Genomic DNA, 12,312 nt, shown 5'->3' on the forward strand with positions numbered 1-12,312 from the left:
GGCCTCGACTCAGCAGTCCTGCAGCACGGACATGGTGACCGTGCTGATACGGCGTTGTCCCTGGGCGAGTTCGATGGCGACGGGAACCGTGGGCCGGTCCATGGCGTCCCGGTGCACCGCTCCGGGTTCGGCGAAGCACTGGACCGGGAGCAAGGGGTCGAACGGGGCATTGCGCAGCGAGGACCACCGGGTGGGCAGGCAGTGCGCGGTCGAGAAGTTGCGCAGCTCGGCGACCGCGTGGATCGCGGCCTGCCCGGATGCTTCGAGGAGCAGCGCGGTGTCCGCGAGGCCGTCCCGCCAGGTGCCGTGGACGGCTCCGGCCTCCGTCCCGTGGTCCGCGTGGCCGGCGATGACATCCATCAGCAGTCGTCTCCCTTGCACCACGTGGGGCCCGTGGACCGTCGCGTTGCGCAGACCGGCCCGGCCGCGGGGCACCGGCCATGACCGGGGAAGGTCGTCGGCGGCCGGGCGCGGCGCGCTGTCTTCCCGGCCCTCGGGGGACCGTGCGGAACCGGCCACGGCCAGCTGAGCGCTGACCGCCCCGCACCGCATGCCGTTGATCCGTGCCTCGCCCTCGCACTCCAGCCCGGTCAGCACTCCCGCGGCCATGACCGGCCGGACCAGGAGGTCGACGACGACCTGTGCCCGCTCCCGTCCACCGAGCAGCCACAGGTCGACATCCGTGATGTCGAGGGACCTGCGGGACACCGTCACACGACCGTCTGCCGTGCCGGTGCGGTGGCGGCGCGTCACGAGCCGTACCACGCTCCGCATCGCCTCGGCCAGGAAGCGGAGATCATCGGTCGAGCCGCCCCCTTCCCCGAACGCGTACCGTGCAAGGGGGAGTTCCTCGGTGAGCACGAACCGGTGGTCGCCGAGCACGGTCGCCCCGAGGTAGAACTCCTCGGGCGATGTGGGGCGCTGCACCACGTGTCGTACCGATGCATTCTCGCGGACGGAATGCTCCTGCCAGGACGCCGAAGGCGCCTCTTCGGCCACCGCTGCCTCACCGTCCGATGCGAGCGACAAGACTCCCACTTTCTCGCCTTCCTCGGCCGGGCCGCCGCCCTGACCACTCCGAGAATCCTTCCGGACACTGAAAGGTGAAATACCCTCACTTCTTGACGGAGTGCATTCCCCCGCCCAGCCGGAACGGGGGTAAATCAGCCTCACCTTGGCATCTCGCTCCGTTCTGCCCCACCCCTACCCCGCCCCCTTAGCCACCCCCTACGCCCTTGGGCGCGCCGGGCGAAGAAGCTTTTTCGACCTTGGATCATTGCTGGTCAGATGAGACTGCGGAGATCCAATAGGCGGGGGAAAAGATCACGGAGAACGAAAGATCGGGGAATTTTTTCGGGGAGCCGGTCAGTGCCCCGTCGACCGGAAACAGACAGTGAGCCTGTCCGTCCTCCAGCGGAGGACAAGCGGTCTTCCGGCGGCTCCATGGACGCTGTCGGACATCAGGCGACCGCTGGGAGGCCACCATGAACCACCCCGTTGCGTCCGGCGAGCATCTTCGGCCGGCCGCCTTGAGCGGCCCGGACGGGCATGCCCCGCACAGCCTGGAGGAGTCCCGTCTGCTGAGCGGGCTCGCCACTGCCTCCACCCTCGCGGGTGCGGCGTCGGTGGTCTGGATCGCCTGGCGCACGCTCGGCCGCGGCCCGGACAGGGCGGCCGCGTAGCCGCGGCCGGGGCGTGACGCGCACCGGGTCCTCGATGCCGAGGGCCCGGTGCCGGTGCGTCACGCCCGGTGGGCGGCTCACGCAACGGCGTGGGAGGCGGCGTTCGTCTTCTTCCCGATGAAGGCGATCAGCGAATCGATGGACAGGAAGTGCCCGGGGTTGAAGTCGTCCTCGCTGACGGTGATGCCGAAGCGCGCCTCCACCTGGCAGCGCAGTTCGACGAAGCCGAGGGAGCCGATGCCCAGGTCCCGAGGGAAATGCTGGTCGCCGGTGATCTCGTCCGGGTCGGCCTCGAGTCTGTGTGTCGCCTCTTGATCCGCGGTGAAGGCCGGGGCCGCTCAGCCGACGACGGTCCAGGTGTCGCCGCCTGCGAGGAGTGCGGCGAGGTCGCCCTTGCCGTTCTGCTCGATCGCCGCGTCGAGCTGATCGGCCATCTCGGCGTCGTAGACCGGGCGTCCGACGCTGCGGAAGACGCCGATGGGGGTGTGGTGCAGGGTGTCGGGGTCGGCGAGGCGGGAGAGGGCGAAGGCGGTGGTGGGGGACGTGGCGTGGGCGTCGTGGACGAGGATGTCGGCCTTGTTGTCGTCGGTGACGGGGACGACCTTCAGGTCGCCCGTGGCCGGATCGCGGACGACGCCCTTGGAGCCTTCGGCGCCGAAGGTGATCGGTGCGCGGTGTTCCAGGCGGATGACGGCTTCCTCGGCCTGCTGTTTGTCCTTGAGGACTTCGAAGGCGCCGTCGTTGAAGATGTTGCAGTTCTGGTAGATCTCGACAAGAGCGGCGCCCGGGTGGGCGGCGGCGGCGCGGAGCACCGAGGTGAGGTGCTTGCGGTCGGAGTCGACGGTGCGGGCCACGAAGGAGGCCTCGGCGCCGATGGCGAGGGAGACCGGGTTGAAGGGGGCGTCGAGCGAGCCCATCGGCGTCGACTTGGTGATCTTGCCCAGCTCGGAGGTCGGGGAGTACTGGCCTTTGGTGAGGCCGTAGATGCGGTTGTTGAACAGCAGGATCTTCAGGTTGACGTTGCGGCGCAGGGCGTGGATCAGGTGGTTGCCGCCGATGGAGAGCGCGTCGCCGTCGCCGGTGACGACCCAGACCGACAGGTCGCGGCGCGAGGAGGCGAGGCCGGTCGCGATGGCGGGGGCGCGGCCGTGGATGGAGTGCATCCCGTAGGTGTTCATGTAGTACGGGAAGCGGGAGGAGCAGCCGATGCCGGAGACGAAGACGATGTTCTCCTTGGCCAGGCCGAGTTCGGGCAGGAAGCCCTGCACCGCCGCCAGGATCGCGTAGTCACCGCAGCCGGGGCACCAGCGCACTTCCTGATCGGACTTGAAGTCCTTTGCCTTGAGGGTGAGTTCAGTCGGCATGAAGGACTTCCTCCAGTACGTCGGTGAGCTGCTCGGCCTTGAACGGCATGCCGTTGACCTGGTTGTACGAGTGGGCGTCCACCAGGTACTTCGCCCGGACGAGCGTGGCGAGCTGCCCGAGGTTCATCTCGGGGACGACCACCTTGTCGTAGCGCGCCAGCACCGCGCCGAGGTTCTTCGGGAAGGGATTGATGTGACGCAGATGGGCCTGCGCGATCGCCGTGCCGCCCGCGCGCAGCCGGCGTACGGCCGCCGTGATCGGCCCGTACGTCGATCCCCAGCCGAGGACGAGCGTGCGCGCCTGGTCCGGGTCGTCGACCTCGATGTCCGGCACCTCGATGCCGTCGACCTTGGCCTGGCGGGTGCGGACCATGAAGTCGTGGTTGGCCGGGTCGTAGGAGATGTTGCCGGTGCCGTCCTGCTTCTCGATGCCGCCGATGCGGTGCTCCAGGCCCGGCGTGCCCGGGATCGCCCACGGGCGCGCGAGGGTCTGCGGATCGCGCTTGTACGGCCGGAAGACCTCGGTGCCGTCGTCCAGCGTGTGGTTGGGTCCGGTGGCGAACTGCACGCGCAGATCCGGGAGCTCGTCCAGCTCCGGCACCCGCCACGGCTCACTGCCGTTCGCCAGGTACCCGTCACTGAGCAGGAACACCGGGGTGCGGTACGTCAAAGCGATCCGCGCCGCATCCAGGGCGGCGGCAAAGCAGTCGCCCGGCGTCCTCGCCGCGATCACCGGGACCGGCGCCTCGCCGTTGCGGCCGTACATGGCCTGCAGCAGGTCCGCCTGCTCCGTCTTGGTCGGCAGGCCCGTCGAGGGGCCGCCGCGCTGGATGTCCACCACCAGCAGCGGCAGTTCGAGCGACACCGCGAGCCCGATCGCCTCGGACTTCAGCGCCACTCCCGGCCCGGACGTGGTGGTGACCGCCAGCGAACCGCCGTAGGCCGCACCGAGCGCGGCACCGATCCCGGCGATCTCGTCCTCGGCCTGGAAGGTCCGTACGCCGAAGTTCTTGTGCTTGCTGAGCTCGTGCAGGATGTCCGAGGCCGGGGTGATCGGGTACGAGCCCAGATACAGCGGCAGATCCGCCTGCCTGGACGCCGCGATCAGGCCGTAGGACAGGGCCAGGTTCCCGGAGATGTTGCGGTACGTACCGCCGGGGAAGGCCTGCGCCGCCGGGGCGACCTCGTAGGACACCGCGAAGTCCTCGGTCGTCTCCCCGAAGTTCCAGCCCGCGTGGAACGCCGCCAGGTTCGCCTTCATGATCTCGGGTTTCTTGCCGAACTTCGCCCGCAGGAACCGCTCCGTGCCCCCGGTCGGCCGGTGGTACATCCACGACAGCAGGCCCAGCGTGAACATGTTCTTGGAGCGCTCGGCCTCCTTGCGCGAGAGGTCGAACTCCCTGAGCGCCTCCACCGTGAGGGTGGTCAGCGGCACCGGATGCACGGAGAAGCCGTCCAGCGAACCGTCCTCGAGAGGACTGGTCTCGTAACCGACCTTCGACATGGCCCGCTTGGTGAACTCGTCCGTGTTGACGATGATCTGCGCACCGCGCGGCACGTCACCGATGTTCGCCTTCAGCGCCGCCGGGTTCATCGCTACCAGCACGTTCGGGGCGTCGCCGGGCGTGAGAATGTCGTGGTCGGCGAAGTGCAGCTGGAACGACGAGACCCCGGGCAGGGTCCCGGCAGGCGCCCGGATCTCGGCGGGAAAGCTCGGCAGGGTGGACAGATCGTTGCCGAACGAGGCCGTCTCCGAGGTGAACCGGTCACCCGTCAGCTGCATACCGTCGCCGGAGTCACCCGCGAACCGGATGATCACCCGGTCCAGACGCCGTACGTCCTTCGCGGGGCTCGCGAGGTTCACGGGGAGCGGCCCTGTCGCGGGCGGCCCGGTCATTTCCACAGTCATGGTGTAGGTCGGCTCCTGTCGGTGTGTTCGGCCCTGAGAGGGACACACGTGGCCGGTCCCGCGGGAAGGCGGCCCGGGCCCTTCGCGGGGGTGCAAGCCGTACGGGGAGCGTCGCGGTTGTCGTGTCGCGCCGCCCCGGAAGTATCACCTTCGCCACGCGAGCCGGGGTGGACGGCGCCTCGAGCCACCCTGGACCGGGATCCGTGCGCGGGTGGCGCTCACCGGGCCGCGTCCGCCGGGCAGCGACCCGAGCGACCCGGATTGCCGACGGGTCCCCGGAACCTGACCGGGGTCCGGGGTGGGCGGGCCGTCCGGCGGATACGTGCCGGATCCTCAGACGACGCCCTGGGCCAGCATCGCCTCGGCGACGCGTTCGAAGCCGGCGATGTTGGCGCCCATGACGTAGTCGCCCGGCGCTCCGTACCGCTCGGCGGTGTTCGAACAGACCTCGTGGATGTCCCGCATGACGGCGGCCAGTTCGCTCTCCACGCGCTCGCGCGGCCAGGAGTCGCGCCCGCTGTTCTGCCGCATCTCCAGGGCGCTGACCGCGACCCCGCCCGCGTTGGCGGCCTTGCCGGGGCCGAAGGCGACACCCGCGTCCTGCAGCACCTTGACCGCGGCCGGGGTCACCGGCATGTTCGCCCCCTCCGAGACGGCCTTGACGCCGCCGCGCACCAGCGCCAGCGCATCGGCGGCGTCCAGTTCGTTCTGCGTCGCCGACGGCAGCGCGACATCGGCCGGCACTTCCCATACGTTGCCGCCCGCCACGTACGTGGCCGACGTGCCGCGGCGCTCCGCGTAGTCCTCGACCCGGCCCCGCTCGACCTCCTTGATCTGCTTGAGCAGGTCGAGGTCGATGCCCTTGTCGTCGATGACGTAGCCGCCCGAGTCGGAGACGGTCACGGCCCGCGCGCCCAGCTCGTGGAGCTTCTCGATGGTGTAAAGGGCCACGTTGCCCGAGCCGGACACCAGCACCTGCTGGCCCGGCAGGTCCTCGCCGCGTACGCGCAGCATCTCGGCGGCGAACAGGACGTTGCCGTACCCGGTGGCCTCCGTGCGGCCGGCCGATCCGCCCCAGGCCAGGCCCTTTCCGGTGAGCACTCCGGCCTCCCAGCGGTTGGTGATCCGCCGGTACTGGCCGAACAGATAGCCGATCTCCCGGCCGCCGACGCCGATGTCACCGGCGGGCACGTCGGTGCTCTCGCCGATGTGCCGGTGCAGCTCCGTCATGAACGACTGGCAGAACCGCATCACTTCGGCGTCCGACCGGCCGCGCGGGTCGAAGTCGCTGCCGCCCTTGCCGCCTCCGATACCGAGGCCCGTCAGGGCGTTCTTGAAGATCTGCTCGAAGCCCAGGAACTTGACGATGCCGAGGTTGACCGACGGGTGGAACCGCAGGCCTCCCTTGTACGGGCCGAGCGCGCTGTTGAACTCGACGCGGAAGCCACGGTTGACGTGGGTGCGCCCGGCGTCGTCCTGCCACGGCACCCGGAACAGCACCTGCCGCTCCGGCTCACAGACGCGCTCGACCAACGCGCCCTCGGCCAGCTCGGGCCGGGCGGCCAGCACCGGTGCCAGCGAGTCGAGGACCTCCCTCGCGGCCTGGTGGAACTCCGGTTCCGCGGGGCTGCGGCGCACGACCTCGGCGTAGACGGCGTCGATCCTGTCCTGCGCGGACACCGCGGACGCTGCGGATGCTGCTGACATGGCCACCTCTTTCGGTGCGACGGCTCCTGAGGGGCGTAGTACAGCGCGCGGCGCTAGGGAACCGGCACAGAAACGCTCGCAACCTGTGTCGACACGTCAGCCGGCCCAGCGGCCGGTCTTCCGCGAGGCGCGCTGGCCGGCCGTACGGCCGGCCAGCGCGGCCTCACCGGGGGCCCGCACGAAGAGCGAGCGCTCCTTCACCGGGAACAGGCGGCGGGTGCAGCGGCGCCCGACGACGTCGTTGAGGGCCTGCGCGAACCGGTCGATGCCCTGCTGCGAGGTGTCCGGATGCAGCGACGCGCGCAAGGCGGTGGCGGCACCGTCCGGACCGAGCAGCGGGGTCTGGTGGGCGACCGTCTTTCCGACCGCCACTCCCTGCTCCGCGAGGCGGTGCCGGATGAGCCCCGCGGGCACCTGTGGGTGGTCGAAGGCGAGGATCGCCGACTGCCGCCGGCCGGGGGCGACCAGATGGGCCCCCGGGACCGCGTCGACGGCGGCGCGCAACGCGGGCATGAGGTCGTGGTCGTGGCGGTCCGGCGCGTGCTGGGCCAGGGCGGAGTTCAGCGCCGCGACAGCCGCGCTGGCGGGGAACGGGTCCGGATCGAAGGGGTAGGACACCGGATCGACGTCCGCCCACTCCGTCGGCTGGTCGCGCAAATGCGGTGCGACGTACGCGAAGCCGACCTCGCGGGGGCCGCACAGGAACCGCCAGCCGTCGCCGGTCAGCAGATGGCAGCCGATCCGGGCGACGTCCACGGGCAGTTGGCCGACCGAGTAGGCGGCGTCGACGGCGTACAGGGTCCGGTACGGGGCGAGGATGCGGCCGATGTCCTCGACCGGGTTGACGATGCCGCGGGTCGCGGGCACGTGGGTCACGGAGACCAGTGCCACGTCGTTGTCGATGTGCCCGGCCATCCACTCCAGGTCCAGGTCGCCGTCGGGGCTCAGCGGCACCACCTCCAGGCGGCAGTGGGTGCGGTCGCGCACGGACTGCAGGGTGGTCAGGTGGGCGGTGCTCTCGTAGGGCGTGGTCCAGATGCGTTCGTGCCGGCCGAGGGCGAGGCCGCCGACCAGCGCGTCGAACGCGGTGGCGCCCGCGGTGAACAACTCGGTCTGTCCGTAGGGGGCGTTGAGCAGGCCGGAGAGCCGCTGGTGGATCTCGAGGTGCACGACGTCCTCGACGTACTCCTCGAGTTCGTGCGGGCCGAAGCGGTCCGCGAGGCGTACGTACTCGGTCAACGCCGACTGGACGGCGCTGGGCATCCGGCCCTGGCCTGCCGTGTTGAGGTGGATCATGTCCTGCTGACCATCTGTCGGACGCTTCACGGCCGTATCTCCCTTGCCAAGCGTTGCCAACTTTCTTGGCAATACCTTGCCTACATGTTCGGAGGCCTGGCAACACGCGCTCCAGGCGCGCCCTAGCGGCAGGGCCCGGACCTCGGGTTTTCCCGCGCCGGGGCGTTCTGGCATGAGGGACTTGCCATGTGTTGCCACATCAGGCAACACCGAATCCGGCTCATCCGTGCAGGTCAGAGCGGTAGGAGCTGAGATTATGAGGCCTGATCGGCTTTCATTGCCCGGCCGTTTTGCCAGCCTCCACCAAACATTGAGCACATTCCGAGCACATCTCAAGGTCAGTCGGTCAATCTTCTTGGCAAGAGGTTGCTCGCCACCGAGGCAAAACTTGTCACAGAGGAGTCAGTCATGAAGGTTCTCGCCCGCGTCCTGGTCGTCACCGCCGCCACCGCCGCCGCCGTCCTCACCACCAGCGGGATCAGCTCCGCGGGCGACAGCATCGGCTGGCCCGTCGCCCCCGCCACCGCCGCCACCACCGCCGACGACAGCATCGGCTGGCCCGTCGCCCCCGCCACCGCCGCCACCACCACCACCACCACCGACGACAGCATCGGCTGGCCCGTCGCCCCCGCCACCACCACCACCGACGACAGCATCGGCTGGCCCGTCGCCCCCACCGCCGCCGCTGTCTGAGCGTCAGACCGAGTCGAGCGACGATCATTGGAGGCAGCTGATGTCCCCCTTCGAGCTCGTTCCGCACCAGGCCGCGCCGATCCTGGCCCCCGTCACCGGCCGACGGCCTTCGGCCTCGGGACTTCCGCTCCACCACGCGTGGCTCCCGGTCGGTCCCCTCGTCCGTACGGACACCCCGGCTCCGGTCGAGCCGCACCCCGGTGTCCCGCCCGGGACCCCGGTCCAGGAGATCGTGCGGAACCTGTTCGCGCAGACGCTCGGCGTACCACGCGGCACGGTCGACGCGGACAGCGACTTCTTCCGGCTGGGCGGCTCCCCCGCCGACGCGGCCCGGCTACTGGAGCGCGTCGCTCGGTTGTTCGGCGACGACCCGGGCCCCGACGGGCTGAGCTCCGCACCGACCCCGGCACGGTTCGCCGCCCTGATCGGTGACCCGGCCCCCACCGCCACCGGCCCGCGGACACGCCCCGGACACAGCGCCCTGCTCCCCCTGCGCCTGCAAGGCCCCCTGGACGAGAAAGCGCTCGACCACGCCCTGGCCGACCTGGGACACCGTCACGAGGCCCTCCGCAACAGCCGTCTCGGCAACGTCGGAACCAGGCTGCGCACCCTGGGCACCGATGACCGGCTCCTTGAACTGGCCCTGCCGGCCGACGTGATCGATCCCTGGGCCGTCTGGCCGCTCGCCTCGGAACTGGCCCGGGCCTACCGGGCACGGGTCACCGGCGGCCTCCCGCACCGCACCCCCTGCACCCCGGAGACCACGCCCCGCGCACGGGAAGGCGACCGGGCCCCCACTCCCCTGCCCGGCAGCAGCCCGCACGACCGGCACGAGGAACGGCACGTGCTGGCCCACCAGGTGCCCGCGTCGGTGCACCGGCACCTGACCCGCTGCGCGGCCGCCCACGACGTCACCCTGTTCATGCTCGTGCACACGGCGCTGACCCGGCTCGTCGCCGAGCGCGGCGCACCCGGCCCGGTCACCGTGGCCGCTCCGGTGCCGGCCCGGCACTGCGCGGCGCTGCGCGACGCGGTCGCCCCGCACAGCCGCATCCTCGCGCTGACCGTCGACACCGCGGGCCGCCCCGACTTCGCCGAGCTCCTGTCGCGGACCAAGGCCGCCCACCTGGCCGCCTACCGAGCGCCCGACGCGCCGCTCGCGACCCCCGGCGGCATCGCGCTGACGGTCCTTGCGGAGCTGCCCGGGACGCTGCACGCCGCGAACCTGTCCATCACCCCGCAGCAGCCGGTCCACGCCGCGCCGTGTGCGACGCTCTCCCTGACCTTGACCGAGCACCACGACGCAGCCGGCGACAGCGCGGGACTCACCCTCCTCACGTCGTACCAACTGGACGCCGTGGCACAGGAGTCGGCGGACACGCTGAGCGAGGACCTGGTGGCCGCGCTGGCCGCCGTGCCGTACCCGGAGCCGACGCCCCCTCAGGCGCGGTCGGGAGTGCGGTCCTCGTGAGCCGCCGTGGGCGCGGGCGCCCGGAGCTGGACGAGCGCCTCGGCGAGGATGCGCCAGATCTCCGCGGCCAGATCCACGTTGGCACTGCGCTGGGCCTCTTCGGCGAGCTCCCGCAGCCCCTGGACGCCGCTCTCGTCACCGGCCAGGACCCGCAGCTGGTGGGCGAGGATGTCGAGCCTGGCCCGCTCCCGGTACGTCATCAGCAACTCGTCACGGTCGAGCGATCCGAGCAGTTCGCGGGCCTCGTCGTAACGGCCGGTCAGGAACGCCAAGTCGGCTTTGAGTGCGGTGAGTTCCTGGCGCAGGGTCGTGGTCTCGACGAAGACGAGCGCCGCGGCGGCCTGCGTGACGCACTTCTCGGCCGCCACCGGGTCCGCGGGGATCTTCTGCAGGTGCAGGCGCCCGGCCGCGAGCCGCAGCCGCACCCACAACGTCAGGTCCTCCGCACTGGAGAACCCCTCCAGGGCCAGCTCCAGGCGCTCCTGCGCACCAACGTAGTCCCCCTGCCGCATGCGCACGGCGGCCGCCGTCCAGTTCGCCTCCGCCCACAGCGTGTCGCTGCGGCCCTCGACCAGTGCCGTCAGCTCGTCGGCGTGCGCGCGCGCGTCGGGCAGCCGGCCGGCCTCGGTCTCCACCGACACGAGTGCGAGCAGCACCCCGGCCCGGTCCTCCACGCTCACCCCGGCCTCGGAAGCGAGCCGGTGCGCGGTCTCGCTCGCCTGCAGCGCGTCCGGGATCTCACCGAGGGACCGCAGGCAGCGCGCCAGGCTCGTCAGTCCGCGCATCCGCAGTTCGGGCAGCGCGACCTCGTCGCCGAGGCGGACCAGCTCCTCCAGGTGCCGGCGTTCACCGACGTGGTCGCCCTCGAGCTTGCGGGAGCGGGCCAGCAGCCACAGCGCCTGCCAGCGCAGTACGGGCGACTCGTGGGACTCCGCCGCGTACGCCTCGCGCAGCGTGTCGATCGCGGTGTCCGAGCCGGTGGAGGTGGCGAGGGTGAGCGCGTGTGCGAGGGAACCGGCCGCGGGCTCCTCGAACTCGGCCACGTCGATGCCGAGGCGCTCGGCGAGGTAGGTGACCGCCCGCTCGGTGGGCTGCCGGTTGCCGGACTCCAGCCGGGAGAGGTAGCCGGTGGACATGCCGTCACCGGCAAGCGCGGTCTGCGACAGGCCTCTGGCCAGGCGCAACTTCTTCAGACGGCTTCCGAACGCGGGTTGACGCAGCATCAGGCCACTTCCAGGAGGGCAGTGCGGTGGTCGGGTGGACGCGTGCCGGTACGGGAGTGGTCGCGGTGAAGGCGAACCGGTCTACCGGAGCACCGAGCCTAGGCCTCTGCCAACAGCCGGGCAAACCTTTGCCATGGACCGCCGACCGGGCTCCGGTCGCGCTCACCCCGGCCTCCGGCACTTCTCGACCGGTTCTCCAGAGATTCGAGGGAGGATCTCGAGTGATCATGCCGGACGCGCGTCCTCATCCAGGAGTCGCCGTGAATCATCCGATGCCCACGCACCAGCCGGTGGCCGACGCCGTGCGGCCCGTCCGCGCATGGCCGGAGCCGGTCGCCAGTACGGGCCGGTCCGACGAGGACGACATCGGGTGGCCGCGCCGCAGCACGGTCAGGGGGGCCACAGGGGCACGGACAGCGGTGCCCGTACGGCTCGCCCGCAGGATGCGTGCCTATCTGGCGGTGCGCATCATGTCGGGGGGCGCACGGCGGAGTTGACACGCCGATGGCAGAAGTCCGCGCGGACCCGGGGCCGGTCAGGCGGCCGCGCGCGACGGGGCGAGGGCCCCTTCCCGGATCAGGAAGTCGTGGTACTCGGCCACGTCGCCCGCCGCGTCGAAGCGGAACTCCGCGATCAGCCCGCAGGGCACCCGGTCCGTGGTGAGGGTGACCCGCACCGTCACGCGGTCGCCCTCGGCGAGCACCGACTCGCAGACCGGGGCGTGATAGGCGTCGGCGACCAGCGCACGGGCCAGTTCCTTGTTGCGCTCCCGCCGGGTCCGGTCGGCGAGCAGGGACGCCAGCGTCTCACTCACGGCGTCGTGCGGTGTCTGGGCCATGGCCGGACCTCCCGTTCTCGCAGCGCCCGCCTCGGGCGCCGGCGGACCCATGGTCGGGCGTGCGGGTCAAGGGCCGTTCGAGGTGCGCTACAGCCGAGGTCCCCGGTCCCGAGTACCCCTCACCCCTGC

11 protein-coding genes and 1 pseudogene are annotated in these 12,312 nt (G+C 71.1%); 3 read left to right on the forward strand and 9 right to left on the reverse strand.

All coding sequences use genetic code 11. The features are described from left to right. Window positions 1-9: 9 nt before the first annotated feature. Complete coding sequence (locus tag R2S09_RS32580; protein WP_316744908.1) at window positions 10-1,029, reverse strand: hypothetical protein; 1,020 nt, start codon at window positions 1,027-1,029, stop codon at window positions 10-12. 455 nt (window positions 1,030-1,484) lie between these two features. Between R2S09_RS32580 and R2S09_RS32585 the strand changes: the two genes are divergently transcribed. Next, on the forward strand, window positions 1,485-1,682 hold the full coding sequence (locus R2S09_RS32585) for a hypothetical protein (RefSeq protein ID WP_316744909.1): 198 nt from the start codon (window positions 1,485-1,487) through the stop codon (window positions 1,680-1,682). A gap of 77 nt (window positions 1,683-1,759) precedes the next feature. Here R2S09_RS32585 and R2S09_RS32590 read toward each other — a convergent pair. The 5 genes and pseudogenes from R2S09_RS32590 to R2S09_RS32610 all read right to left on the reverse strand — a co-directional run. Further along, window positions 1,760-1,966: pseudogene (locus R2S09_RS32590) on the reverse strand (acyl carrier protein); the annotation flags it as partial. 54 nt (window positions 1,967-2,020) lie between these two features. Continuing rightward, window positions 2,021-3,046, reverse strand: a complete 1,026-nt coding sequence (locus R2S09_RS32595; RefSeq protein ID WP_316744910.1) for a 2-oxoacid:ferredoxin oxidoreductase subunit beta — start codon at window positions 3,044-3,046, stop codon at window positions 2,021-2,023. After that, the gene (locus tag R2S09_RS32600) at window positions 3,036-4,943 is read right to left on the reverse strand and encodes a 2-oxoacid:acceptor oxidoreductase subunit alpha (RefSeq protein ID WP_316744939.1); all 1,908 of its coding nucleotides are present in this window, start codon (window positions 4,941-4,943) and stop codon (window positions 3,036-3,038) included. Before R2S09_RS32600 ends, R2S09_RS32595 begins: the two co-directional genes overlap by 11 nt. Before the next feature lie 345 nt (window positions 4,944-5,288). Beyond that, on the reverse strand, window positions 5,289-6,662 hold the full coding sequence (gdhA, locus tag R2S09_RS32605; protein WP_306192399.1) for an NADP-specific glutamate dehydrogenase: 1,374 nt from the start codon (window positions 6,660-6,662) through the stop codon (window positions 5,289-5,291). Window positions 6,663-6,758: 96 nt separating this feature from the next. Then, window positions 6,759-7,988 carry an aminotransferase class V-fold PLP-dependent enzyme gene (locus R2S09_RS32610; RefSeq protein ID WP_306192400.1) on the reverse strand — a complete coding sequence of 410 codons (1,230 nt, stop codon included), beginning with the start codon at window positions 7,986-7,988 and terminating at the stop codon, window positions 6,759-6,761. Between the two features lie 378 nt (window positions 7,989-8,366). Between R2S09_RS32610 and R2S09_RS32615 the strand changes: the two genes are divergently transcribed. Next, window positions 8,367-8,651, forward strand: coding sequence for a hypothetical protein (locus R2S09_RS32615; RefSeq protein WP_316744913.1), 285 nt, complete (start codon window positions 8,367-8,369; stop codon window positions 8,649-8,651). A 40-nt stretch (window positions 8,652-8,691) separates the two neighbouring features. Further along, a complete protein-coding gene (locus R2S09_RS32620; protein ID WP_316744914.1) occupies window positions 8,692-10,122 on the forward strand; it encodes a phosphopantetheine-binding protein in 1,431 nt (476 codons plus the stop codon). Here the strand turns inward: R2S09_RS32620 and R2S09_RS32625 are convergent. The 3 genes from R2S09_RS32625 to R2S09_RS32635 form a co-directional block, all read right to left on the reverse strand. Beyond that, entirely contained in the window at window positions 10,092-11,345 is a 1,254-nt protein-coding gene (locus tag R2S09_RS32625) for a helix-turn-helix transcriptional regulator (protein ID WP_316744915.1), read from the reverse strand. The two genes, R2S09_RS32620 and R2S09_RS32625, sit on opposite strands and share 31 nt — an antisense overlap. Window positions 11,346-11,610: 265 nt before the next feature. Beyond that, window positions 11,611-11,748: a hypothetical protein gene (locus tag R2S09_RS32630; protein WP_306192404.1), complete on the reverse strand. Its 138-nt coding sequence runs from the start codon at window positions 11,746-11,748 to the stop codon at window positions 11,611-11,613. Between the two features lie 132 nt (window positions 11,749-11,880). Then, the gene (locus R2S09_RS32635; protein ID WP_306192405.1) at window positions 11,881-12,183 is read right to left on the reverse strand and encodes a hypothetical protein; all 303 of its coding nucleotides are present in this window, start codon (window positions 12,181-12,183) and stop codon (window positions 11,881-11,883) included. Between the last annotated feature and the right edge of the window lie 129 nt (window positions 12,184-12,312).

This window comes from Streptomyces sp. MK7, assembly GCF_032658145.1.
Taxonomy (GTDB): domain Bacteria; phylum Actinomycetota; class Actinomycetes; order Streptomycetales; family Streptomycetaceae; genus Streptomyces; species Streptomyces spiralis.